The following is a 23,504-nucleotide window of genomic DNA, read 5'->3' on the forward strand; positions in this document are numbered from 1 at the left end:
AGAGCTTGCGGGCAGTGATTGGCTCCATCCTCAGAACTGTGGGAGGGGGAGCCAATCATCATGGCTTTTTACCATCAGTTCATCAGGATACTGTGTATTTTGTCTTTGAGCTGCAATCGTTCCATTTTCAGTTGGGTGAAGTGTAGGTCTTCGGTTGGAATGTTGTTACATTCTAATCCCCGTATTTTGTGATCTAATTCATGGTACCTGTCTGTCATCGCCTTGAAGTTTTCGTCTTGTGACTTCAACTCTTTGATTTTGTCGTGCATTTCGGGGAACTCAATGAAGAGTGCGTGATTTTCACCTAACATATCTGTCACTCCATAGGTTTACGTGAATGAAAGCCCTGCTTTTTTCTCCTGTTGTTCTATCACGCTGTACGGATTTTATTGTATGGAGAGTGGTACTGCATTCTGCACTTCCGGCAGTTTAAAGCGTGGCATCAGATGTCTTCCGGTGAAAAGTGCATTTCCGAATTGCGGGCAATGCATTCTGAGCCCGAATTGGCGTGTCCTGCAGCCAGGTAAAAATGCTTTCATTCCGGACAAATATGAACCACAAAGGTCAACTGACCCTTGTTTAAGCATAGTCGAATGTTGTGATTTTCAAGCAGGGGGACAGCGAAAATGCTACGAGCAGCATAAAATTATGTGTGACGTTGTCACGGTGCGGGTGGTGCAAAGTACTCAGATGGACTGTTTTACGATGCCCGATACTTTTTGCTGCGTAATGATTTTTTGAGGCTCTGAATGTAAGCGATTCGATCAGGATTTGCCGGGGCAGCCGCAGTTTGTAACTGGACTTTTGCCTGGGCTTCTTCTTCTGTCATGTAGCGGCCATTCATTCTGATGTGCTGCGCTTTGGTTTCATGTTCAGCACGTAAAGCTGCGTCTTCCTGTGCTTTTGCCATGGCATCACGCGCAAGACTCTGGCTGGTTTTGTCTTCCTGGCGTTGTTGCAGCCAGTGGGGCTGTTGTTTTTGTTTTGCGGGTTGGCTTGCCTGCTGCTGACGCTGCTTGAGGACGTTATCCAGGTAATCACTAAAGTCCATCTTGGTTTCCTCACATAGATTGACGGGACATTGTTACAGTGTCATCGCATTGACTGGCGTTTGATATCAATCTCTGAATGTAAAAAAGCAGATTCGAAATCAGAGATAGACAGGGGCTTACAATACAGGAATCCCTGAAATTCCTCTACACCAATGCTGCTCAGAAAATCAGCCTGGGCCTGGTTTTCGACGCCCTCGGCCACCACCCGAATATTCAGATTATGGGCCAGTTCAACGATGGCATTGGTGATGGTGACCGATTCTTTGTTGACCGGCAGGTCACGGACAAATTCCTGATCGACTTTCAGAATCTGAATCGGGAAACGGCTCAGATAGGCCAGAGAAGAGTAGCCGGTGCCGAAGTCGTCAATGGCAATCCTGACCCCCAGTGCATTGAGCTGGCGTAACCGGTTCAGTGCCAGCTTCACATCAGACATGACAACGCTTTCCGTAATTTCAAGCTCGAGGAAGCTTGGGTCGCAATGGCTGCTTTGGATGGCTTGCTGAACCGTATTGACGATATCAGAGTTAAGCAGCTGCCGGGCCGAGATATTGATGGCAAAGTGAAGTTTGTGTCCCTGAAGCTGCCATTGGCGCAGCTGCTGGCAGGCTTTTCGAATCATCCGCTCACCGATATCAATGATGAGGCCGGTTGTCTCAAGAATTGGGACAAATTCTGAAGGCGACTGGAGGACACCGTCATCGTCATACCATCGTAACAGTGCTTCCACGCCACAGAGTTTTCGCGTACGGGCTTCAAAACGACCCTGATAGAAAAATTGATAGCGGTCTGACCCAAAACTCTGTCTGAGCTGAGCTTCCATTTCCAGGCGTTTAACGCTGTTGACCCCCATTTGCCGGTTGTAGACCCGGTATTGTTGCTGCTGACCATTGTCTTTCGCTTTGTATAAGGCGATATCGGCCTGGCGGAGCAGTGCTTCGCTGGTGGATTCTTCTTCTCCGCAGTAAGTAATCCCGATACTGGCACTGACCACAACTTCTTTGTTATCCAGAGCGATTGGATGACTCAGATGACGAAGAATGCGTTCAGCCAGATCTTCGAGGACGGGCAGCCGGTTGTCCGAAACCACTAAAATTGCGAACTCATCATTGCCGAGCCGGGCCAGAATGTCATTTTCACGCAGGATTTGCTGTAATCGCTTGCTGACCGCAATGAGCACCTGATCGCCGGTATCATGTCCGAGAGAATCATTGATTTGTTTGAATCTGTCTAAATTCAGCGTCATTAAACCCAGCTCAGGACGCGGGGATTGCTTCAGAAAAAGCTCGATCTGCTGTTGCAGCATCAGCCGGTTTGGCAATTGGGTCAGCATATCAAAATGAGCGAGGCGCTTGAGTTTGCTTTCAAAAAGCACTCTCTCCGTGATGTCTTTGCCGGTCGTAATATAGTGGCTGATTTTTCCCCGGCTGTTTCGAATCGGAGAAATCCGTTTCTCCATATACATCAGACTGTTATCTTTTTTACGGTGCGAAATGATGCGATTGACGGTGTGACCGCGTCTCAGCTGGTGTTGCAGTTTTTCCAGTTCGGCAGGATTTTGCAGCGTCGCCAGAATCAGATGTGCGGCATCACTGCCAATCAGATCATTGGCATTCATGTCGTTAAATTCTTCAAAGCTGTGATTAACGTACTCGATAATACCCCGGTCATTGGTAATGATGATGGAGTCATCACTCTGTTCTAAAGCACGGGACAAACTTTTGAGTTTCTCTTCTCTTTCGACCCAGTTGGTGACATCCCGGATGTTGAGTAAAACTTCATTGCCATCATTGTAAGCGGTTTCCGTCGCAATGATTTCCAGATGCTGAGGCGGTTCAACTTTGTTGGTGATGAGTATGCTCATCGGCTGACTTTCCCCCTGGCTCATCGAGGTATGCACCTGTTCAAGCAATTCCGACAGTTCATCTCTGGCTTGGTCATAAACGACTAAATCAGCAATAAGACGTGTCTGGGCTTCTTCCGCCGTGGTATTGAGAATCTGACAAGCGGACTGATTCAGTCCGATAATGGTGTTGTCCTGCCTGAGAACGACCATACCGTCCGGGGCATGTTTCAGCACGTGACTATATTTTTTCACCATATCGTGCAATTCAGACTTTAATCGCTGCTCATGTCTGAGCAATTTATGCAGATGCCAGGCCAGAACCAGACACCCGATCAGTAAGCCAAATGTCACCAGTGAAAACAGCGTGAACTTTTCCAGCTTATCGAGGGTGTACAGGTTGTTAAAGATAAAGTGATTAATACTGAGGTGGCTGAGTAGCGAGTGTAAATAATTTGCGCTTTCCCAGCGTTCGGCAATGTGCTGAAACTCGGTTGTTGAGAGGCCTGGTGCATTTGCCGGGAGGGGAGCGTCGGTGTTGGTTTGCTGAGATGCTGGTGGTGTCGCTGTGGTGTTCTCTGTATCACCCCAAAAGGAAAGGTCAGAAGTCATCAGGAGGCTGACAATCAGGAATACGGGCAGCAATACAGTCAGCAATTTCCACGAACGGATCAGGTTTCTCTTCATAAATCATCCATGACTGAGCGACTCCCCAGATATTCAGTATAGTGACGAGTTTCTGGGCATGCATAGCCAACTGTTCATTCATATTAGGAATTTCTTGATATTACGGATGACAATAGACGATTTTTCGCAATAGGAAAAAAATACAGGCAATTCTCAGGAATTGCCTGTATTTCAGCGGCGCAATCTGAGTCTGATGAGTTCAGACCAGATGACAAAGTCAGTTTGCTGATGAAGCGGCGACGGCAGGCTCTGAATGTTTGCTTTTCACAACCAGTGCGAAACCAGCCAGGACAAAGAGACAGGTTCCGGCAATACCGTAAGCTACGATCTCTAATCCTTGGTCTGCAAAAGCGGCAACCAGCGAGCTGGCTGCAAAACAGCCCAGTGTTTGCAGGAAGTTGAGTAAACCGGCAGCCGTTGCGCTGCAATGTTTGAAATCTTCCAGCGCTTTGCTGATCACAATCGGGTAAATCGCACCGTTTGCAACGGCAATAAAACAGAACGGGATGAGGATCGGCCAGATATTATCCGGCTGCGTCTGGATAGTGACGACCAGAATGACCAGCGCACTGCAAATGAAAAGCTTGAGCAGCCATGGCAGAAGTTTTCTGCCCTCTGTCCGTTCCAATAATGCACGGCAGCCATAACCACCCACCAGAAATGCGATGGTTTGAGGGATATAGCTCAGGCCAATGTCTTCACTTGAATAACCCATCGCTGACATGACAAAAGGTGAGCCGGTCAGATAGGCAAAAAATGCGGCGGAACACGCGGCAAAGATCATCATATTACCGATGAATTTTTTTGACTTGAGCAACTGCCGGTAATTCACGGCCATTTCAGTCAGCATATTTTGGGAGTCGTCTTCCTGATTTTTTTGCTGAGCAGCACTTTCCGGCTGACAGGCTGTCATCACAGCCAGCACAGCCCCAAGGGCAATCAGGCTCAGGAAAATTGTCCGCCAGCCGAAATGGGACTGAATCGCTGCGCCAACCAATGGTGCCAGGGCTGGTGAGAGCGCGACCAGCGGCATAATGGTGGCGAAAACTTTCTCAGCGACTTTTCCCTGATAACGGTCAATTACAATGGCCTGCCACAAAACGGTTGCACTACAGGCACCTAAAGCCTGAAGAAAACGGAAGGTGAGCAGAACTTCTACACTCGGTGCCATGGCACAGCCAAGCGTTGCCAGACTGAACAACAGCATGGCGCCCAGCAGGACTTTTTTTCTGCCCAGCCGATCGGACAGGGGTCCGTAAATCAGCTGTCCGATCGCCATACCCAGCAGGAAGATACTCAAAGTCATGCCGATCAGGCCTGAAGATGTGTTCAAGTCATTTTGCATTGCGGTAAAAGCAGGCAGGTACATATCTGTTGCCAGAAAGCCCAGCATGCTGAGAAATGCAAACCACACAAGCGTCATTGTTGTTGGTTTTGTCGTCATTGTTGGATAACCAGTAAATAATTCAAGTTTCATATTGTAATCGTGGTGATTTATGCTGTGAAACGCTAAAATTTCAATGCTGGTTTCAAAAAATTTGATGTGAGTTATTTTTCATCAAAATTGGGGTTTTTATGTTCTCTTTTAATGATTTACAGGTGATTGACGTCGTCGCTCGTCGGGGAAGTTTTTCTTCAGCTGCCGAAGAATTACACAAGGTGCCCAGTGCAATCAGCTATACCGTTCGGTCGATCGAAGAAAAACTCGCGGTGGAGCTTTTTGAACGACAGCACCGTCAGGTGACGCTGACGCGGGCAGGGGAGTATTTTGTTGAAGAAGCGCGTCAGCTGCTGAAGCAAATGGATCAGATCAAGCTTCAGACCCAGCGCGTGGCCAATGGCTGGGCGAAAAATGTATCTGTCGCCCTGGATACAGTGGTCAGGCAAAGCCGTGTGAGTACCATGGTTCGGGATTTTTATCAGGCATTTCCGGATGTAGAGCTGCATCTGACTATGGAAGTTTATAACGGTGTTTGGGATGCGCTGGCTGATGGTCGGGCTGATCTGGTGATTGGTGCAACCGCAGCAATACCGGTCAGTGGGGATTTTGATTACCGGGATATGGGCAGTCTGAACTGGTTGTTTGTGATGTCGCCGGGTCATCCGCTTTCAAATCACGACCTTACTCTGGAAGAAACGTCGTTGGCCAGGTACCCCGCGATCTGCCTGGAAGATACTTCCCGGGCATTGCCAAAGCGAACCACCTGGCTGATGAACAATCAGCGGCGGATTATGGTGCCGGACTGGTCCAGCGCTTTTCAGTGCCTGGAAGCTGGCTTAGGCATCGGGGTGGTGCCAGAACATATGGCCACGCCAAAACTAAACAGCGGCAGATTAATCACCCGCGCGCTGGCAACGCCGACACCGGTCAGTCCCTGTTGCCTGGCCTGGAATAAAGCGAGTTTAAATCCGGCGCTGAGCTGGTTATTAGATTATTTGGGAGATAGTGAGCAACTTCACAGAGAATGGATGCGGTAATACTTAATGCTGACAGCGTATTGTTCGCTTACAAGGGGGAGAAACGAGCGGGCAGTCTCAAAGTCGTTTGAAATGCGTGCAGTGGTATGAAAATCAACATAAACACTGTGCGAAGTCATAATTCTTTCATTCAGAATCTTTAGGATGCCTGTCGTCAAATTCAATACAACGTAATCCAATGATGATGAATCAGAATAATCAGTTGTCTCAGACTCAACAGACTAAGCAAGGCAATCATGGCATGTTGGCTAGTGCTATCGACTATATCTATAACGCGTTCCCTAATCTGAGCTATCGCCCCAGACCGGATGATGTCAAATTGCTGGCTGCGTTTTTACAAAGTCAGCATCCGGATACCCCTGCTTTTTTAGGGGAATTGATGAGCAGCAGTTACAACGCAATTGAAATTGAAATTAATAAGTTCCACAGCCGGCTGGATAAACAGAATCAACAGTTGCCGGTATTCAGTTAACTGAACCCTCAGCTGCTCAATTGAGCAGCTGTTTTTTTAAGGTCAATTTGACGTGTTGTGTCAGTAATCTGTTGTTTTCAGGGTTTGGTAACCGGCCCATATTCTGGTCGCAGTCGTGATCCAGCATAAGGATCCGAATATCCAGGCGATGAGGGCAAAGTGCTCCGGGAACAGACAGAAAAGTACAAAACAGGCAATCGTTTCAGTCCCTTCCGTCAGTCCTCCCAGATAAAACAGTGACTTGTGCTGATATACCGGGTTATCGATCTGCCGTTTCCCTGCCATGATGGCAAAAGCAAGAAAGCTGGAGCCTGTTCCGACAAAGGCAAATATCAGAAATGCACCGGCAACGGCGTTTTGATCCGGCTGAGCCAGCACAAATCCGAAAGGCACCAGCGAATAAAATAGAAAATCCAGCGTGATATCGAGAAATCCCCCGCAGTCTGTGATGCCTCTTCGGCGGGCGAGTGCACCATCCAGGCCGTCAAATATCCGGTTGAATACAATAAATAACAATGCCAGCAGATAGTGGTTATAGATCAGTGCGGGCAAAGTCAGCAGGCCAATGATGAAACCGGTGACGGTCATTTGGTTGGCACTGAAAGGGGATTTTTCCAGAAGCCGTCCAAGGCCATTGACAGGGGCCTTGAGCAACTGAATGGCATAACGGTCAAGCATCGCTGGTCTCCCCCGGTGGTTCAGGCCACAACAGGAGTTGTCCGCCAGGCGGGACATCGTCCTGATCATGGGTGACCATTAAGGCCGGAATATTCTGCTGTCGGATCTGGCTGAAAACAAAGTCCCGGAACTGTATCCGAAGGTCTTTGTCGAGCTTGCTGAACGGTTCATCCAGCAAAATTGCATCCGGTTCTGCCAGCAGGCTGCGCATGAGACTGATCCGAGCACGCTGTCCGCCGGAGATCTGACCGGGACTCTGGCAGGCCAGATCCGTCAGGCCTAATGCTGCCAGTGTTTCGTAAGCGCGTTTTTTGCGTTCACTTTTCTTCACTGACGATGGTAAACCAAAGGCCAGATTTTGCCAGACGTTCAGATGAGGAAAGAGCAGGTCGTCCTGAAACAGCAGGCCAATCCGCCTTTTGTCCGGTTCGAGAGTATCAATCGGGTGATCATTCAGACTGATCTGGCCCTGATAGTGACAGTCAGGTGCAGTGTGACCGGCAATCACACCCAGCAGCGTCGATTTACCGCAGCCGCTGGGGCCCATGATGGTGAGTATTTCCCCGCGTGCTGCCGAGAAGCTCAGCGATGTCAGTAATCTCTGGTCCCCGTTATTTATAGTGAGGTTTTTCACGGATAAGCACATGTGGCTCGGAATTCCTTGTTGTTTTTTCAGCGGTCATTTTCGTTTGATAATAGCGGCTTGCCAGCATTGCGATGATAAAGAGCAGGAAAGGTACCAGTCCCTGCAGCAGGCCATATATGGCGCTGACCCGTCTGTCCTGACCACTGGCCAGGGCAACGGCTTCTGTGGTCAGCGAACTCACCCGTCCAGCACCCAGGCTGAGGGTTGGCAGGTACTGTGCCAGACTCACGCTGCAGCCGACGGCGATTGCCAGACACATTGCGGGCATTAACATGGGGCGCTTCACTCGCCACCAGGCTTCCAGTGCAGACAGGCCCAGACTGCTGGCTGTCTGGGTATAGCGGCGGTCAAAACTGCGCCAGGGACCATCCAACGCCAGATAAAGATACGGAAACACAAATAGCACATGGCTCCAGACCACCCAGAGCAGATGATGCTGGCCCGGCATCAGATAGGTGGTGACCTGAATTCCGAAAAGTAATGAGACCTGTGGCAATACCATTGGCATTGCAATGAGCCAGCCGGGGAGGCCGATCCCCGTTTTTTCCCGGTACTCGAGACATCCAATCGTCAGAATCAGCGCGATCAGCGTACTGATGGCTGCGATCAGCAGGCTGGTGGCAATCAGCTCTGCCACGAAAGCTGTTTCCTGTTGCCAGAATTGCAGGCTGAAACGGCTGGGAAGTAAGTCCGGAAAGCGCCACCGCAGGGCAACAGACCAGGTGATTAACACCGGAATGACCATCATCGGCACCAGTATCAGCGGCCAGTGAAGATGGCGGCCCGGCAGGTGATGCTGACGATGTCCGGCGTACTGCCATTGCTGCCAGCCCCGGCAGATGAGCCATTCAAATACGCGAAACAGTGCCAGCAGTGCCAGGCCCAGCAATAACAGCAGCAGAGCGCCAACCGCAGCTCTCGGCATCAGGTTGATGTCCGGATCATTGAACCACTGCCAGACCAGTACGGCGAATGTCGGCGGGCGGGTGGGGCCAAGAATCATGGCCATATCGACGACAGAGATGCCGTATGCCAGCACTGCGAAAATGGGCAGCCGCATCCTGGGCAGCCACTGCGGCAGGATCACGCTGATCCAGGTTGCCGCGTGGTTATAGCCCAGTCCGCTGCCGACAGCCATTAAGCGACTGACATTGAGTTGCTGCAGGACGGAAAGACTCATTAACAGCAGAAAGGGGGTCTCTTTAATGGCTAAAGCCAGTGTCAGGCCCAGACCATAAGGATCTTGCAGCAGTGAAAACTGGCCCGGATCGCCACCCAGTGATGTGATGAGACGGGCGATCATTCCGGTTGAAGAGAAGGTGAAGGCGAACCCAATCGCGAACGCCACATGCGGGATAGCCAGAATGGGTGATAACCAGGACTCAACGGTATGCCATCGGCGGGAGCCCCAGCTTTTTTGCAGGATCAGGAACGTGAAAATTAAAGCCAACAACGTACTGAGGACGCCGGTAAACAACGTCAGCCAGACCGATGACTGAATACCCGGCCAGGAAAACGCCTGCCCAAAAGCCTGAAAACCGGGTTCATTCAGCCCTGCCATCGGCAGCCAGGACAGGGCAGGTAATAAAATTCCCACCAATCCCGGCACCAGGGGCAAACAGCAGATGATCAGCGAAGCAATAAACAACAAATACAACATATTGCGACGTCACTTATTCAAAAACACGATGATGTACAGTCAGGTTCTGGCCACAATTAGTGTCCATAGCGCTGCTGCCATGCAGCCTCCAGCGCGGTTTGCCAGCTTGGATGAGGCTCGGCAATGGCCTGATAAAGCTGGAAGCCCTGAGTTTCTTCTTCAGAACCCAAGGCTTCCGGGGTCAGAATGGCCGGGTCACCCCAAATTTGAATATTGGACTTGCGGGCCTGTGCTTCCGGGCTCATCAGAAAATTAATCACGACACGGGCGGCTTCTTTGGCACTCGCATTCCATGGAATCGCCAGAAAGTGAATGTTCGACAATGCGCCCTGTTCAAAAGCAAAAGCTTTGGCAGTGGCCGGTAAATCCCCCCGTTCGATAGCCGCTTTTGCTTCGTTCGGATTGAAAGTGATCGCGACCAGAAGCTGCCGGTCATCCAGCAGCTGCATCATTTCAGTAGCACTGCCCGGGAAACGTTTCCCCTGTTGCCAGGCAACCGGATGCAGCTGGTCCAGATATCGCCACAGCGGCGCCGTGATTTGATCAAATTTTGCCTTCTCTTTTTCCGGATCGATCGGTTCATAAAGGGCAGGGGCAGCATTGGTCAGCTCAATGAGTGCCGCTTTCAGGAAACTGGTGCCATGAAATGCTGGTGGCTGCGGGTAAGTGACTTTCCCCGGGAATGCTTTTGCGAGACTTAGTAGTTCTGCAAAGCTTGCGGGCGGATTGCTCAGGGTCTGACTGTCATGAATGAACACCAGCTGACCGACTCCCCAGGGCGCTTCCAGGCCATCAGTGCTTTCCGTAAAATCTTCATAAACAGGCAAGCGTTTATCGACCAGCTTCCAGTTCGGAAGCTGAGCCACAAACGGACCATCCAGAAGTTCGTTGGTTTTCATCGTGCGGAAGTTTTCGCCATTGATCCAAACCATATCGACACTACCGCCTGTATTTTTTCCGGCAGTTTTTTCCGCAAGTAAGCGTTGGGATGTCTCGGCAATGTCGGCGACTTTGACGTGATTCAGCGTAATGTCGTAGCGGCTTTTAACCTCACGGGCAACCCAGCGCAGGTAACTGTTGATAGGCTGGCTCCCGCCCCAGGCATTGAAAAATACGGTTTGTCCGCGTGCACGCTGCTGAATGTCTTTCCAGCTCATGTCACTCATTGCAGGTTGATTCTGAGCTTCGCTTGCCATCAGCGGGGACGCTGCCAACGTCAGGCAAAGCGCCATCCATGTTAATTTCATGATGATTATTTCCTTATTTTTCCTGCAAGTTCGTCGGATGATCAGCAATGTCTGTTTTTTTCTTATCATGGGCAGAGCCACCTCGCTGCCAGCGATGATACTTCTCCAGCCATGCCAAGATGCGTTCTGGTTTGTTCGCCTGTTTCCATACCCCGGCTGTATATTTGTTCGCTTCGCTCATCGTCGGATAAGGGTGGACGGTCCCCAGAATTTTGTTCAGACCCAGGCCATACTTCATCGCCAGCGTAAACTCTGCAAGCAGCTCACCGGCCTGGTTCCCGACGATGGTCGCGCCGAGAATGGTATCTTTCCCTTTCGGGGTCAATACCTTAATAAAACCATAGTCTTCTCCGTCGGCAATTGCGCGATCTAAATCATCAATCCCGTAGCAGGTCACTTCGACTTCTGTGCCCTGATTGGCTGCTTCTTTCTCATTGAGCCCTACGCGCGCAACTTCGGGGGAGGTATAGGTGACGGCGGGCATCACGCGATAATCAGCCTTGAATTTTTTCAGCTTGCCAAAAAGGCCATTGACAGCCGCATACCATGCCTGATGGCCAGCGGCATGGGTCAGCTGAAATGGACCGGCGACATCACCCACAGCATAAATATTGGGATATTGCGTCTGCAGATACTCATTGACTGTGACGGTTCCGCGTTCGTTAACGCCGATACCCAGTGTTTCCAGCCCAAATCCACTGACATTCGCGACCCGGCCTAAGGCGAGAATCACGGTGTCAAACGTGATTTCATGACGTTCATCCAGGGGGCCTTCCAGGATGACAAACTGTGTCGTTTCTCCCTGAGCCGTTTTTCTGGTCCCAAATTTGGTGGCTTTTTGTTTCAGTCTGATCTCGACGCCATCCTTGATCAGGCTTTGATGTACCAGAGCCGCGGCATCAGCATCTTCACGAATCAGCAATTGATCGGCCATTTCAACCAGTGTGACCTGACTGCCCAGTCGCTGAAAACTCTGTGCCAGTTCACACCCAATCGGGCCGCCCCCCAGGACCAGAAGCTGTTTGGGTTGTTCCCTGATTGACCAGAGGGTATCTGACGTCAGATAGTTAATGTGTTCAATACCTTCAATTTGCGGAACAACAGGGCGGGCTCCGGTGGCGATGACAATGTTTCGGGTGGTTATGCGTTCGCCGTTTACTTCCACTTCCCACGGCGACAAAATTTGTGCTTCTCCCTGAATGCAGTTCACGCCGAGCTTGCTGTAGCGTTCTTCAGAATCGTGCGGTTCGATGTGTCGGATAACTTGATGTACACGTTGCATCACCGCAGTGAAATCGATCTGAGGTGTGTTTGTCTGAATGCCAAACTCGGGTGCCCGGGTAATGGTGTGCATGGTGTGAGCCGCGCGGATCAGGGCTTTTGAGGGGACACAGCCGGTATTCAGGCAGTCGCCGCCCATCCGGTGTTTTTCAATGAGTGTAACTTTTGCTTTCACGGCTGCAGCGATATAGGCGCTGACCAGACCGCCGGCGCCAGCACCGATCACCACCATATTCTGGTCGAATTGCGTCGGACGTTGCCAGTGCTGATAGATGCGGTGTTGCTGAATGACACCCATGATACCTTTCGCAATGAATGGAAAAATCCCCAACAGCACCAGAGAGATCAGGACCGGCAGTGAAATCAGGCCGGACAAAGATTCAATTTCTCCTAACTGGGTACCCGCGTTGAGGTAAACCATGGTTCCGGGCAGCATCCCCAACTGGCTGACCCAATAGAAAGTACGGCCACGCATCGGAGTCAGGCCCATCAGCAGGTTGACCAGAAAGAACGGAAAGACGGGAATTAAACGCAATGTAAAGAGATAAAAGGGACCATCTTTTTCAACACCCCGGTTCACAGCAGACAGGCGTCGTCCAAACTTGTGTTGTACCCAGTCATGCAGCAGGAAGCGGCTCGCCAGAAATGCGAGTGTCGCACCCAGCGAGCTGGCAAATGAAACGACCAGCAAACTCCACCAGAAACCAAACAGCGCCGCACCCAGTAAAGTCATGACCGCAGCGCCCGGGAAGGAAAGGGCAGCCAGTACAACATAAACTGCGAAAAATAGCGTACTCGACAGTAAGGGGTGCTCAATAATGCTTGCCTGCAGGGAATGCTGGTAGGCTTTTGCTTGTTCAAGCGTGAAATAGTTGCCCAGATCGAAAGCGAACCAGGCGATAAAGGCGGCGGCAATGAAAGCCAGTAACAAAGGTTTTTTGAATCGGTTCATCGGTGCTTATCTGCTTGGTGAGTGGGCTGATCGTGTTTGGTGTCGTTTTGTTTCGGTGCCGGTTGCTGACTTAGAGGAATCGAGCAGAATGCCTGCGAAGGGACATCCAAAGCGGTATTAAACTTTGCAGACAGGTTTTGGAAACTGACTAACGCTGTCAGCTCGACCAGAGCATCTTCGTCATACCACTGTTTCAGATCATCAATCATCTGCTGAGTTACACGATTACCGGTGACTGTCATTGCTTCGGTATAGGCCAGTACTGCTTTTTCCTGAGTATCAAACAGCGGACTTTCCTGCCATTGAGTCAGGGCTTGTATTTTTTCGACTGATTGGCAGCGTTGCGCCAGTCTCATGCCATTGGCATCGACACAAAACGCGCAGTCGTTGAGCTGAGAAACACGGACGCAGACAAGGGATCGCATCACATCAGACAACGGTGATCGTTTTCTGTCTAAGTAACCAAAGAAACTGGCCACGAGGTAAAACAAGACGGGTCGGCGTCCCCAAAGTAAAGCCGGATTCAGCGGCTGTCCGAAATGGCGTTTTTGCAGCCAGAGCAGGGGACGGATTAAAATGGAGTAGCGTTTTTTTGCCGGTACACGCACTGGAAGTTCTCCGGAGAAAGCGGTTTATCATACCGACCGTTCAGATCCGGACAAATTTCAGAAATGGGGGGATTGATTTAGCTTTTGTGATCAGTTGATTGAAAGTTGTACAGTACGCGCAACCGGCTGATTGGTGAGTGAGCTGCGAGTATTGGTATCCAGCACCAGATATGTACTGGCGATGAGCTGCAACAGGGCAAGCAGGATGGTTTTGCCAATGTGATAGTTTCGATACCAGTATTTACGGGCTTTGATTTTCAGGATCAGGCCCCAGCTAATCAGCAGAATGTTGATTACAGAGGCAACCAGGCAAGAGGGAAGCAGGTTACTTTCCGTGCCGGTTGGTGTGTGCGCAAAGATGAGCAGAACGGCAGAAGGAAGCAAACTGATAAAGACCAGGTAGCGCATCAGTTTTGGCCATTTGTGGAATTTATCTTTGAAAATTGTGTCAGTCTGGCCCGGAAACGGCGTAGATGAGCGCATATGACCTCCTTTCTGATGCAAAACATACATTCTAAAGGCGGCGAAGCTGAAGAAAAGTTAACTGATGGAATTGTTATTAATGTTTGTGAGGTTTGTCTGTTTTTTACACAGCCCTGACAGGGTGCCAGGGCTAAAGCAGGTTATTTAAAGCCAGTGCAAATCGCTGCACTGGCAAAATAATCTGAATACTTAGTGATGAGCGCCAGAATTGACTTCTAGTTTGGACAGGAGCTCATTTCGACGTTGTGGGGTAATCACAGACCAGTGTTTTCCACTGACTGCGCCTTCTAACGCCCAAAGCAAATCCAGACTCAATGACTCGTGATGAGATTCCTGCAGCGCCTGAAAAGCACCGATAGCACCAACTTCAAACAGCTGATCTACAGAGTTGATGCCTGCTTTCTTGAGCATACGCTCATTGGCAAGGCGAAGATTTGGCAGATCTTTAATGCGGTTAGGGCTAGCCTGCATTTTTTTCTCTTTGTCAGCCTGTGCTGCATTAAGAGAAACTTCAGCGTGCTCCAGAATGACTTCTGGGGTTTCCCACCAGTTTTCCGGAATGGCATAGTGTTTTGTGACGACAGGAAAACCGCGTTTTTGATAAACGTACGGTTTGAGGCCAGCTTGTTTAAAGGTTTCTTCATTTTTCGCGTTAGCGCGCAGATGCAGCTTGTCGCTAACAACCAGAGCAAACATCGTTTCACCTGCGAAAATGCCAAAACCGCCAAACATTGAGCGAGATTTAATCTGGCCAAATTTCTCAAATAAACGAATTGAATCTTTCAGTAGTGGTTTGTCCATGCTTCTTTTCTCGGTTAGAAATTTCAACAAAAGAAGTCACCAAACAACGGAGCGAGGATTCAATTGTGCATAAGATTATGAGTCTTTTGTCATAAGAATGACAAAAGTGTCCCATAAACTTCACTTCATCCATCGGCAACCCCGCTACCATGAGTAATAACTTTATCACTAAGTCATTGCTTTTAGGCCGGAAGCTTTGCGTCCCATCCTTTCAGATGGTTTGCCTTGTTCGTGACTGTTTAATCATATATCAATAAGACAAATTTGATATCGATCGCACAAAAAATTGTGATACTCTTCGCAATAAAAATCGTATAAATTTTACAGAAACTAACTGATTATCCCATCAATTCCTCTGTAGCGTAGTAATATTCCATATAAACATAGCCGATATGGGTGTTTATATCGGCTGTTTATCAATATATGTAGGTTAATATCGTTTTTTATGGATGTGTTATTTTTTTGACGGAACGGCGAACCACGAGCTCAGGATTGATCTCAAAAGTCTGAAATTCATGGTTTTTATCTTTCACGCGTTCCATCAGAATTTCCACCGCAGTCTTGCCTAAACGGCGTTTTGGCTGGTGGATTGTTGTCAGAGGCGGTGAAAAGTACGGGGCCAGATCAATATTGTCATAGCCAATAATTGAAATATCATTTGGTACATTGATCCCTGCTTGTTCAAATGTACTGATTAAGGCCATTGCCATAATGTCATTGAAGCAGAAAATAGCAGTTGGACGCTCTTTCATGGCAATAAAAGCATTGGCTGCATCTACGGCAGATTCACATTCGAAATCACCTTCAATGATCCAGTTTTCATTGACCGTCAGACCAGCTTCGCTCATGGCTTTATGGAAACCTTTCAGCCGCTCACGGCAGGTAGATTTATCTTTCTGGCCGGAAAGACAACCAATTTTAGTGTGTCCATTGTCAATAAAATGACGAGTGGCAAGATAACCGCCAAGTTCTGCATTATCCTGAATATTATCTGTTTTTGGGCGTGCAGGACCCCAGTCCATGATAACCATGGGCAGATCAGGCTGTCGCTCTAACTGTTCCAGCAGTTGATCATCCAGATCAGAACACATCACCAGCAGACCATCCACACGCTTTTCAGAAAGCATGCGCAGGTAATCCTTCTGTTTGGCCAGATTACCTTCGGTGTTGCATAAAATCAGCGTATAACCGGATTTATAGCAGTACTCTTCAACGCCATGCACCAACTCGGCAAAGAATGGGTTGGTCGATTTTGTCACCAGCATGCCGATGGTGCTGGTTGTATTACATTTCAGGCTGCGCGCGACGGCGCTTGGCGCGTAGTTCAATTCTTCAACTGCCGCCAACACTTTTTTCTGTGTTGCTTCCGCTACGAAGCGGGTTTTGTTGATCACGTGTGAGACTGTGGTAGTAGATACACCTGCCATACGTGCAACATCTTTAATGGTTGCCATAATTGTTCTTCTAGTCTTCAGGCCCTGATCAGGGTCTTTTCATATTTGCCAGACGCTAAAACGCCGCTTCTCTGCGAGGATAGCGGCGGGAAATGAGTGGCTCAGGCCGAGTGGTAACAATACCTTACACCGATATGAAGTCTGACTTTCTATTGCTATTTATTTCATCGGTTAATCGCTTGCGCTCACATTCTACAAGGACTCACGCACAGTGCAACGTTTCTCTTGAAATGTGAGGGGAATCTTGATGCAGCTCAAGAATACTGGCAACTTGAAAGTTGTTTCAGTCTTTACATTGTAAGTGCTGTGCAAGGGCAACGGCTCCGCGATGCCCTTGCAGGAGGTTCAGGCTGAAAGGACGATCGGAAAGTGCCCGCGGGGGTGAGATTCGATGATCACCGGGGAACCATAAACGGAGCTGATATTCTCGGTGGTCAGGGTATGCCAGGCATCACCGTCTGCTTGTATCTTCCCCTTATTCAGCAATACCAGTCTGTCTGCGTATTCAGCCGCAAGATTGAGGTCATGAATGACCAGGATGACGGCGGCTCCTTTACGGGCCATATCTTTTGCCAGTTTCAGGCAACTGTGCTGGTGGGCAAGATCTAAAGCTGAAGTCGGTTCGTCCAGCATCAGAATGCACTGGTCTTTAGCATTGCTGAGCTGAGCCAGTACACGGGCAAAATGAACACGTTGTTTCTCGCCGCCTGAGAGGGTGGGGTACTGACGCTGGCTCAGGTGACAGATCCCAACAGCCGTCATGCATTCCCGGGTAATTCGGAGACAATCTGTGCGCTTCAAACCAAGTGGCATACAGCCAAATTCAACGACCTCCTGCGCAGTAAAACCAAAAGACAGGCTGCTGTGCTGAGGAAGTACACCCAAGTGTTTGGCCAGCAGGGATGGCTGCCAGTCGCTGTGCTTTTGACCAAAATAGTATACATCACCTTTGGCACCAATTTCGCCGCAAAGCACTTTGAGTAAAGTACTTTTACCGGCACCATTCGGGCCGAGTAAAGCTGTTAACTCTCCGCTGCGGAAACTGATGTTCAGCTGATCCAGTAACGTTTTACCGCCAAGTTGTAGTGATAAACCCTCGGCTGAAAGCACCGGTGATTGCTGTTTTTCGTGCCGGGGGCGAAGGGGGCGAACGATATGATGAATCATTGTAAACGGCCTTTTTGTTTCAGTAGCAGAGCTATAAAGAACGGTGCTCCCAGTAAAGCGGTGATGATACCGACCGGCAGTTCGGCAGGTGCGGCAATAACACGGGCCAGCATGTCGGCAACCAGTAAGATAAGTGCCCCCAGTAAAGCCGAGAGTGGCAGTAATGTTTTGTGATTCGGGCCTGCCAGCATACGGCCGAGATGCGGCACAATCAGACCGACGAAGCCAATCACGCCGGATAAGGAGACAGCGACACCCACACCAGCGGCGCAAAATAAAATCAGCAATCGTTTTAAAGACTGGACCTGAATGCCGAGATGTTTTGCTTCTGCTTCGCCCAGTAATAAAGCGTTGAGTGCATTGGATCTGCGATCAAATTGCCAGAACAGGAATGCCAGGGCAGAAAATGCCAGCGTGATGCCCGGCCAGGTAGCACCCGCCAGAGAACCCATGGACCAGAGTGACAGGTCGCGCAGCGCCTGATCGTCCGCAAAGAAATTCAGCAGTCCCAGTGCCGCACCTGAGAGTGCACTGATTGCAACACCTGCCAGCAGCATCACCGTCACGGAAGTGCCGGTCTTATCTGTGCCAAGGGCGTATACGATCCAGGTTGTCAGGGCGCCGCCAAGAAAAGCAAAAACCGGTACTGTCCCCAGCGTTAAAAGTAATGGAAAAGATGCTGCCATTGAGCTGAACAGGACAATGGCCGAAGCGGCGCCAAGGCTTGCACCGCCAGCGACCCCGATAATGCCCGGATCGGCCAGCGGGTTTCGAAACAGTCCCTGCATGACCGTGCCACAGAGCGCCAGAACTGCACCAATCGCGATACACAGCAGTGTGCGTGGTAAACGGACTTGCTGAATGATGAGTGCAATGTGCGGTGCGACATGATCCTGTCCCGGAAGCAGTGACAGCCAGACATCGGCGTAACTGATCGACATGGGGCCGACAACGATGGAAGAGGCAATGGCAAGTAACAGCATGGCAAAAACGGCGGGCAGTAAGGCAGTGGCTGGCAAACGCTGTCTGGTAAAGGTACGGCTGCGGTTCAAAGTTGTTGTCATAAGTTTACTGGCCATACAGTGTCTGATTCAGCCGCTCTGCTTCTTCGAGAGTTTTGAGGTTTAACCCGCCGATGAGTGCGGTACCATCCACTGTGATAATGGTTTTGTTTTGGCCGGCAGGTGTTGCAGCAAGCAACGGCAGTGTTTTCAGCAAGCCATCTTTGCCGCCAATTGACTGACTGGTATGCGTGCTGAGTAGGATCACATCGGGTTGCATTTCAACCATTGCTTCTGATGACAGTGGCTTATAAGCATCAATTTGGATCGCGGCTGGATTTAAACCGCCTGCGAGCTGAATCAGGGTATTTGCTGTTGTGTTGCTGCCACCGACCATTGGCGCTCTTCCGCCGTGAATGGTCAGAAACAGGATACGTTTTCTGCTTTTCTGGTTTGCAAGTCGCTGCTCAATCACAGAAATCCGATGTTGAACCTCAGCGGCTAACACTTCTGCGTTTTGTGTTTTTCCGGTCAGCTGACCGACTTGTTGAATCCGTTGCATCAGATCAGCAATGGTTTCACCTGAGTTCAGAATATCGACCTGAATGCCGGCCTGACGTAACAGAGAGAGTACTGACTCCGGGCCCATTTCTTCGGAGCCCAAAAGGTGATCAGGGGCAAGGGCAATGATACTTTCGGCAGAGAGCTGCCGATGATATCCCAACTTTGGTATGTCATCATGAACATAGGACTTGCTGGTTATATCAACAGCGACAAGTTGATCTTCTGCCCCCATCGCATAAACGAGCTCCGTAATGCCTGAACCCGCACTAATCAATCGATCGCCTGCCCAGGCAGTCGCGGCAGTCAGAAGAAAAACAGCAGAAAGTGCCGCTCGTCTCATGATAACTCCTTGTTTTTTATTTTGGGAAATTCCAGTGTTATCACCGGATGAACTAAAACGAACAATATTCATTGCGTAGAAAAGACAGTCTTCGCCTTCCCAAACAAGTTATTGCATTATAGGAAGTGATAATTATTATCGCTTGAGCATATTATCCATGGCTTTCAAATAATATCAATTATCATTTGCAAAAGAGTAAATCTCTCCTTATCATTTTATGAAATAAGATTAATTCTCATTCATCCTATAGAGAGTGATGGATCAGGAAGGAGCGCAGCGCGTGTTTGAAAAATTCAGTCTTGCGGAATTGAAAACGAAAGTCGGCACTATGCTGGAAGAAAATCCAAATCTGCATGCGGTATTGATGGCTGAAACACTGGAAGTGACGGAAGGCGAGATCATCATGGCGTTACCTGATGAACTTGTCACGCGAATCGGCGGAAATCACGCACAGTCAATTCTGGAAATGCTTCCGGAGTGGGGCGTGATGACGACAATTGTGCATTCAATGGGGTCTATCTTTGAAGTGAAGGCGCCGTTTCCGAAAGGTAAAGAAGCCCGCGGTTTTTACAATTTGATGGGAAAACCAGGTGAGATGCATGGTCATCTGAAACTGGACCGGGTATCAGATGTCGTATTGGTGAGTAAACCGATGCGCGGAAATGAAAGTTACTTCATTGGTTTTCTGGCTGAAAACGGTGAATGTATTTTTAAGATTTATCTTGGCCGTGATGAGAAACGTCAGCTCATCCCTCAGCAGGTCGAGAAGTTTAATGCATTAAAGCAAGCTTTTGTTGGAGTAGAAGCGTCATGAGCCAAGAGAAACAAGAACGACTGCAAAATCGCCTGGGCCCACAGATCCAGGAATTTCGTGAAACTTGCCAGACACTGCAATTGGCAACGGTCGATGCAGACGGTAAGCCGAATGTCAGTTATGCGCCATTCGCTCTTCTTGAAGATGGTTACTATATTCTGATTTCCCGAATTGCTCGTCATGCGCGTAACCTGCTTGAAAACCCTCAGGTTTCGCTGATGATGATCGAAGATGAAGCAGAATCAAAAGCCATTTTTGCACGGATGAGACTAACATTTGAAGCGGATGTGGTGTTGGTTGAACGTCACACTGAGCGCTGGCAGGCTGGTATTGAAGCACTGAAAGTCCGGTTTGGTGAGATTGTGGATGGGCTGAGTGGGCTGGAAGATTTTAATCTGTTCCGTCTGGAGCCGACACAAGGGTTGTTCGTGAAAGGTTTTGGTCAGGCTTTCCAGGTGTCAGGAGATGACCTGGTCGATTTTGTTCATCTGACAGAAGGTCACCGACGGATGAATGAGGACCAGGGTGTGAAATCCGCTTAATTCGTTCTGAGGTAATAAAAAAACCGGGCATTCAAGTGTCCGGTTTTTTTATGTTTGCTTCCTGTCAGCGCGCAGATTTAATCGCGGATCCCTTCAGATGACTGAGCCAGAATCCGGGCTGTGATCGCTCTGACTTTCGGCAGGCTTTGCAGGCTGGTTTGAGCCAGTTGTTTCTGTTCTTCCAGAACATCTATCAGGATATCCGCCGTCGTCAGCGGATTGGCCAGTACGACGCGGAAGACTGTGGTGATGCGTCGGTCCCACTGTTCGGGCATGAGGCGGGTCCGAGAGACAAATGATTTTCCGGATTCGCGCTGACGTTTTTGAATGTACTGGGTTAAATCGTTCAGCGCCTCATGAATGGCCTGTTTGTCTTCGTCATTCGCAATTGCCAGTGCTTTCTGGGTTTCCTGAGGCACATACCTGTAGGTCAGCAGGCAAAGTTCCGGTTCCGAAATCAGTTCAAAATCGGCATCGGCCTGAATGAGCTCAGCAAAGTAACAGGCTTTTTCAATGCTGTTATTAATTAACAGTTCGTAACCCTGACGGCTGATGATATTCAGGCTGGCAAACAGCAACATTGCCATACCGCTTCGGGAACCTTCCAGCGTGTGGCTGCCGAGGTCTTTGGAACCTTTCCGGAGAATATATTCAGCATGATGTTCAATGGCGGACATCAGGGCCGGATTTTTGAAAATCACCATGCCTGCACCCATAGGGATGTACAGTTGTTTGTGAGCGTCAATGGTGACAGAGTCGGCGCGTTCAATTCCTTTCAGGAGCGTCCGGTATTTGTTTGACATCAACGTGGCGCCACCCCAGGCAGCATCAACGTGAAAATGACAATTATGAGCCAGCGCAATATCAGCCAGTTCGTCTAACGGATCGATATTACCGGTTTCTGTTGTGCCGGCAACGCCAATAATCGCAAATGGTTTGATATTTCTGGCTTTCAGAGATTCGATGTTGGCTTTCAGATCATCGGTGCAAATTTTGTTGTTCTCGTCGGTTTTGATCGCCACCAGACATTCCCGGCCAATACCCAGAACATCGGCCGCCTTTTTCAGCGAATAATGGCCGCGTTCTGAAACCAGAATTGCCAGGTCATCATAACCGTAGTGTTTCATGGCCCGGAACAAACCTTCCTGAGCAACACCTCTGAAATCGCCATCAGGTTTCAGTAAATTATTGCGGGCAACCCATAACGCAGTGATGTTTGCGATGGTTCCACCTGAACAAAAGGCACCTAAAGAGTGTTCAGCACTGTGCATCCAGCGTTGATAGAAGGCATCGGTTTCACCATAAATCAGGTTATGGAGGATACCTAATACCTGACGCTCCAGTGGCGTAAATGCTTTGGAGGTTTCAATTTTCACCAGATTCTGGTTCAGACCAATCATGATCTTAGAGAGTGGCATCAGGAAGTAGGGCAGTGCCGACGTCATGTGACCGATGAAGGTTGGTGCTGAAGTATGCACAGACTGTGCAACCAGTTTATTCAGCAGAAAATGCGTGTGATCTGATACAAAGCAGGGCTTTTCCGGCACTGAGGCGGAGGAAAAATCCTTTTCAATCTCTGTCAGCGGCTTTTCCTGCGCAGCAATGTGCGTTTGCAAAAAGGCATTGAGGTTTTCGGAGATCTCTTTTTCGATCCGGCCCAGAGTCGAATCGGGTGCTTCTGGCACGGTAAAGATACGGTGCAGGGTCTCAAGAGATGCTTCAGCTTGTCTGTTTTCCACTGCCATAATGAATTGTTACTTTTAGTTAACGTCGGCAAATCCAGCTAATGTACTGGAAATGTGCGTGATTGTCTTGGGAAAATTCGAAAACGACACCGGACGAGGATCGCCCGGCGTGAGGAAAAATCGACTATTTACACTCAGTCGAGGCAATAGCGCTCATTTGTTGGTTGTATTCTTTCAGAGGCTTATCAATGTCATCAGGGTGTGTAAGTAACTCAGCAAATGCACTGCGCAGTTCGTAATTTTTGGGATGAGGTGCGCCCTGGCGATCTTCAAAAACTTTTTTGGCGTAATCTCCCAGAGCACCTTTCTGTTCTGAAAGTGTTTTAATATCTTGCTGGCTCAGCTTCAGCCATGATTCGATCGACTGAGACAAATCAAGATGGCTTTCATCATGGGTCAGATACCAGTCTACCGCCTCACGTTTCAGTTCAAAGTGATGCGTTCTGCCTTCAAGAAACCAGTCACCGACCTCTTGCAGGTTCGGATCTTTTTGTACGGCAAGCTGAACAAGGTTTTGATACCAGCTCAGAGAAGCATCAACATACTTGTGGTATTTCTCGCTTTCACAACTTTCTGTGGCGGCGAATACAGAAGCGGGTAATAGGGCTAATGAAAGAGCAAGAGCTGAATACTTCATGGTTTTTCCTTGAATGATTTTTAGTAATACATACCGGCACAATTGACATAAAGTACCGTGACATCAGGATTATTTGTCAAATTGTAGCGGCAGAAGCAAGCGAAAGGAAAGAAATCTTACAAGGAAACATGACCCGAGTGTAAAGAGTATGAAACATGACTCAATTCTTTGTTCTTAAAGTTAAAAGTGTCAAAAAGTTCGGGTCCGCAGGCGGGTAAAAACAAAAAGAGGCCCGAAGGCCTCTTGTCATGGTTATGCTTTATTTTTCATGGCAACGGAGATGCAGTAGGCTGCGCCTCCCCAGGTGATCCCCAGACCAAACAGCATCATGATAATAGCACCAGCTGTCATA

23 protein-coding genes and 1 riboswitch are annotated in these 23,504 nt (G+C 49.2%); of the genes, 4 read left to right on the forward strand and 19 right to left on the reverse strand.

The features are described from left to right. Window positions 1–74: 74 nt before the first annotated feature. The 4 genes from L4174_RS07395 to punC all read right to left on the reverse strand — a co-directional run bounded on the left by L4174_RS07395 (window position 75) and on the right by punC (window position 5,026). Window positions 75–311, reverse strand: coding sequence for a YdcH family protein (locus L4174_RS07395; RefSeq protein WP_036752522.1), 237 nt, complete (start codon window positions 309–311; stop codon window positions 75–77). 389 nt (window positions 312–700) lie between these two features. Further along, window positions 701–1,051: a hypothetical protein gene (locus tag L4174_RS07400; RefSeq protein WP_248139966.1), complete on the reverse strand. Its 351-nt coding sequence runs from the start codon at window positions 1,049–1,051 to the stop codon at window positions 701–703. Window positions 1,052–1,092: 41 nt separating this feature from the next. After that, window positions 1,093–3,582, reverse strand: a complete 2,490-nt coding sequence (locus L4174_RS07405; protein ID WP_248139968.1) for a bifunctional diguanylate cyclase/phosphodiesterase — start codon at window positions 3,580–3,582, stop codon at window positions 1,093–1,095. A gap of 217 nt (window positions 3,583–3,799) precedes the next feature. Continuing rightward, window positions 3,800–5,026: a purine nucleoside transporter PunC gene (gene punC / locus L4174_RS07410; protein WP_248139970.1), complete on the reverse strand. Its 1,227-nt coding sequence runs from the start codon at window positions 5,024–5,026 to the stop codon at window positions 3,800–3,802. A gap of 131 nt (window positions 5,027–5,157) precedes the next feature. Between punC and punR the strand changes: the two genes are divergently transcribed. Both punR and L4174_RS07420 read left to right on the forward strand, forming a co-directional pair. After that, window positions 5,158–6,060, forward strand: coding sequence for a DNA-binding transcriptional activator PunR (gene punR / locus L4174_RS07415; RefSeq protein ID WP_248139972.1), 903 nt, complete (start codon window positions 5,158–5,160; stop codon window positions 6,058–6,060). Window positions 6,061–6,301: 241 nt separating this feature from the next. Next, window positions 6,302–6,532, forward strand: a complete 231-nt coding sequence (locus L4174_RS07420; RefSeq protein WP_248139974.1) for a hypothetical protein — start codon at window positions 6,302–6,304, stop codon at window positions 6,530–6,532. Between the two features lie 60 nt (window positions 6,533–6,592). On the opposite strand, the gene L4174_RS07425 is transcribed toward L4174_RS07420, so the two are convergent. The 12 genes from L4174_RS07425 to L4174_RS07480 form a co-directional block, all read right to left on the reverse strand. After that, on the reverse strand, window positions 6,593–7,210 hold the full coding sequence (locus L4174_RS07425) for a CDP-alcohol phosphatidyltransferase family protein (protein ID WP_248139976.1): 618 nt from the start codon (window positions 7,208–7,210) through the stop codon (window positions 6,593–6,595). Beyond that, window positions 7,203–7,856 (reverse strand): ATP-binding cassette domain-containing protein, encoded by a 654-nt coding sequence (locus L4174_RS07430; RefSeq protein WP_248139978.1) that lies wholly within the window; start codon window positions 7,854–7,856, stop codon window positions 7,203–7,205. Before L4174_RS07430 ends, L4174_RS07425 begins: the two co-directional genes overlap by 8 nt. Continuing rightward, window positions 7,822–9,516 carry an ABC transporter permease gene (locus L4174_RS07435; protein ID WP_248139980.1) on the reverse strand — a complete coding sequence of 565 codons (1,695 nt, stop codon included), beginning with the start codon at window positions 9,514–9,516 and terminating at the stop codon, window positions 7,822–7,824. Before L4174_RS07435 ends, L4174_RS07430 begins: the two co-directional genes overlap by 35 nt. A gap of 56 nt (window positions 9,517–9,572) precedes the next feature. Further along, on the reverse strand, window positions 9,573–10,763 hold the full coding sequence (locus L4174_RS07440) for an ABC transporter substrate-binding protein (RefSeq protein ID WP_256549377.1): 1,191 nt from the start codon (window positions 10,761–10,763) through the stop codon (window positions 9,573–9,575). Window positions 10,764–10,776: 13 nt separating this feature from the next. Then, complete coding sequence (locus L4174_RS07445) at window positions 10,777–12,996, reverse strand: FAD-dependent oxidoreductase (RefSeq protein WP_248139981.1); 2,220 nt, start codon at window positions 12,994–12,996, stop codon at window positions 10,777–10,779. Further along, a complete protein-coding gene (locus L4174_RS07450; protein ID WP_248139983.1) occupies window positions 12,993–13,604 on the reverse strand; it encodes a carboxymuconolactone decarboxylase family protein in 612 nt (203 codons plus the stop codon). The genes L4174_RS07445 and L4174_RS07450 overlap by 4 nt, the downstream gene beginning before the upstream one ends. Window positions 13,605–13,694: 90 nt before the next feature. After that, on the reverse strand, window positions 13,695–14,087 hold the full coding sequence (locus L4174_RS07455; protein ID WP_248139985.1) for a hypothetical protein: 393 nt from the start codon (window positions 14,085–14,087) through the stop codon (window positions 13,695–13,697). A gap of 189 nt (window positions 14,088–14,276) precedes the next feature. Beyond that, window positions 14,277–14,888 (reverse strand): TfoX/Sxy family DNA transformation protein, encoded by a 612-nt coding sequence (locus L4174_RS07460; protein ID WP_248139987.1) that lies wholly within the window; start codon window positions 14,886–14,888, stop codon window positions 14,277–14,279. Between the two features lie 131 nt (window positions 14,889–15,019). Then, window positions 15,020–15,123: riboswitch (cyclic di-GMP riboswitch) on the reverse strand. Window positions 15,124–15,331: 208 nt separating this feature from the next. Next, window positions 15,332–16,342 (reverse strand): HTH-type transcriptional repressor PurR, encoded by a 1,011-nt coding sequence (gene purR / locus L4174_RS07465; protein ID WP_248139989.1) that lies wholly within the window; start codon window positions 16,340–16,342, stop codon window positions 15,332–15,334. Window positions 16,343–16,687: 345 nt separating this feature from the next. Continuing rightward, window positions 16,688–17,509 (reverse strand): heme ABC transporter ATP-binding protein, encoded by an 822-nt coding sequence (locus L4174_RS07470; RefSeq protein WP_248139991.1) that lies wholly within the window; start codon window positions 17,507–17,509, stop codon window positions 16,688–16,690. Further along, window positions 17,506–18,492: an iron ABC transporter permease gene (locus L4174_RS07475; RefSeq protein ID WP_248141631.1), complete on the reverse strand. Its 987-nt coding sequence runs from the start codon at window positions 18,490–18,492 to the stop codon at window positions 17,506–17,508. Before L4174_RS07475 ends, L4174_RS07470 begins: the two co-directional genes overlap by 4 nt. 85 nt (window positions 18,493–18,577) lie before the next feature. Beyond that, the gene (locus L4174_RS07480) at window positions 18,578–19,414 is read right to left on the reverse strand and encodes a hemin ABC transporter substrate-binding protein (RefSeq protein WP_248139993.1); all 837 of its coding nucleotides are present in this window, start codon (window positions 19,412–19,414) and stop codon (window positions 18,578–18,580) included. 328 nt (window positions 19,415–19,742) lie between these two features. On the opposite strand from L4174_RS07480, the gene hutX reads away from it, so the two are divergent. Both hutX and hutZ read left to right on the forward strand, forming a co-directional pair. Then, entirely contained in the window at window positions 19,743–20,228 is a 486-nt protein-coding gene (hutX, locus tag L4174_RS07485; protein ID WP_248141635.1) for a heme utilization cystosolic carrier protein HutX, read from the forward strand. Next, a complete protein-coding gene (gene hutZ, locus L4174_RS07490; protein WP_248139995.1) occupies window positions 20,225–20,770 on the forward strand; it encodes a heme utilization protein HutZ in 546 nt (181 codons plus the stop codon). The genes hutX and hutZ overlap by 4 nt, the downstream gene beginning before the upstream one ends. Window positions 20,771–20,847: 77 nt before the next feature. Here hutZ and panP read toward each other — a convergent pair whose 3' ends face one another. The 3 genes from panP to L4174_RS07505 form a co-directional block, all read right to left on the reverse strand. Next, window positions 20,848–22,515 carry a pyridoxal-dependent aspartate 1-decarboxylase PanP gene (gene panP, locus L4174_RS07495; protein WP_248139997.1) on the reverse strand — a complete coding sequence of 556 codons (1,668 nt, stop codon included), beginning with the start codon at window positions 22,513–22,515 and terminating at the stop codon, window positions 20,848–20,850. A 124-nt stretch (window positions 22,516–22,639) separates the two neighbouring features. Then, complete coding sequence (locus L4174_RS07500) at window positions 22,640–23,152, reverse strand: hypothetical protein (RefSeq protein WP_248140017.1); 513 nt, start codon at window positions 23,150–23,152, stop codon at window positions 22,640–22,642. A gap of 252 nt (window positions 23,153–23,404) precedes the next feature. Continuing rightward, entirely contained in the window at window positions 23,405–23,503 is a 99-nt protein-coding gene (locus L4174_RS07505) for a MetS family NSS transporter small subunit (protein WP_211648342.1), read from the reverse strand. Window position 23,504 lies beyond the last annotated feature (1 nt).

Source organism: Photobacterium sp. CCB-ST2H9 (assembly GCF_023151555.2).
In the GTDB taxonomy this organism is placed as follows: domain Bacteria; phylum Pseudomonadota; class Gammaproteobacteria; order Enterobacterales; family Vibrionaceae; genus Photobacterium.

What these genes read in the sequence shown, in the direction of transcription:
- L4174_RS07395 (WP_036752522.1), bottom strand. Translation starts at nt 311, where the DNA reads ATGTTAGGTGAAAATCACGCACTCTTCATTGAGTTCCCCGAAATGCAC.
- L4174_RS07400 (WP_248139966.1), bottom strand. Translation starts at nt 1,051, where the DNA reads ATGGACTTTAGTGATTACCTGGATAACGTCCTCAAGCAGCGTCAGCAG.
- L4174_RS07405 (WP_248139968.1), bottom strand. Translation starts at nt 3,582, where the DNA reads ATGAAGAGAAACCTGATCCGTTCGTGGAAATTGCTGACTGTATTGCTG.
- punC (WP_248139970.1), bottom strand. Translation starts at nt 5,026, where the DNA reads ATGACGACAAAACCAACAACAATGACGCTTGTGTGGTTTGCATTTCTC.
- punR (WP_248139972.1), top strand. Translation starts at nt 5,158, where the DNA reads ATGTTCTCTTTTAATGATTTACAGGTGATTGACGTCGTCGCTCGTCGG.
- L4174_RS07420 (WP_248139974.1), top strand. Translation starts at nt 6,302, where the DNA reads ATGTTGGCTAGTGCTATCGACTATATCTATAACGCGTTCCCTAATCTG.
- L4174_RS07425 (WP_248139976.1), bottom strand. Translation starts at nt 7,210, where the DNA reads ATGCTTGACCGTTATGCCATTCAGTTGCTCAAGGCCCCTGTCAATGGC.
- L4174_RS07430 (WP_248139978.1), bottom strand. Translation starts at nt 7,856, where the DNA reads ATGTGCTTATCCGTGAAAAACCTCACTATAAATAACGGGGACCAGAGA.
- L4174_RS07435 (WP_248139980.1), bottom strand. Translation starts at nt 9,516, where the DNA reads ATGTTGTATTTGTTGTTTATTGCTTCGCTGATCATCTGCTGTTTGCCC.
- L4174_RS07440 (WP_256549377.1), bottom strand. Translation starts at nt 10,763, where the DNA reads ATGAAATTAACATGGATGGCGCTTTGCCTGACGTTGGCAGCGTCCCCG.
- L4174_RS07445 (WP_248139981.1), bottom strand. Translation starts at nt 12,996, where the DNA reads ATGAACCGATTCAAAAAACCTTTGTTACTGGCTTTCATTGCCGCCGCC.
- L4174_RS07455 (WP_248139985.1), bottom strand. Translation starts at nt 14,087, where the DNA reads ATGCGCTCATCTACGCCGTTTCCGGGCCAGACTGACACAATTTTCAAA.
- L4174_RS07460 (WP_248139987.1), bottom strand. Translation starts at nt 14,888, where the DNA reads ATGGACAAACCACTACTGAAAGATTCAATTCGTTTATTTGAGAAATTT.
- purR (WP_248139989.1), bottom strand. Translation starts at nt 16,342, where the DNA reads ATGGCAACCATTAAAGATGTTGCACGTATGGCAGGTGTATCTACTACC.
- L4174_RS07470 (WP_248139991.1), bottom strand. Translation starts at nt 17,509, where the DNA reads ATGATTCATCATATCGTTCGCCCCCTTCGCCCCCGGCACGAAAAACAG.
- L4174_RS07475 (WP_248141631.1), bottom strand. Translation starts at nt 18,492, where the DNA reads ATGCTGTTACTTGCCATTGCCTCTTCCATCGTTGTCGGCCCCATGTCG.
- L4174_RS07480 (WP_248139993.1), bottom strand. Translation starts at nt 19,414, where the DNA reads ATGAGACGAGCGGCACTTTCTGCTGTTTTTCTTCTGACTGCCGCGACT.
- hutX (WP_248141635.1), top strand. Translation starts at nt 19,743, where the DNA reads ATGCTGGAAGAAAATCCAAATCTGCATGCGGTATTGATGGCTGAAACA.
- hutZ (WP_248139995.1), top strand. Translation starts at nt 20,225, where the DNA reads ATGAGCCAAGAGAAACAAGAACGACTGCAAAATCGCCTGGGCCCACAG.
- panP (WP_248139997.1), bottom strand. Translation starts at nt 22,515, where the DNA reads ATGGCAGTGGAAAACAGACAAGCTGAAGCATCTCTTGAGACCCTGCAC.
- L4174_RS07500 (WP_248140017.1), bottom strand. Translation starts at nt 23,152, where the DNA reads ATGAAGTATTCAGCTCTTGCTCTTTCATTAGCCCTATTACCCGCTTCT.
- L4174_RS07505 (WP_211648342.1), bottom strand. Translation starts at nt 23,503, where the DNA reads ATGACAGCTGGTGCTATTATCATGATGCTGTTTGGTCTGGGGATCACC.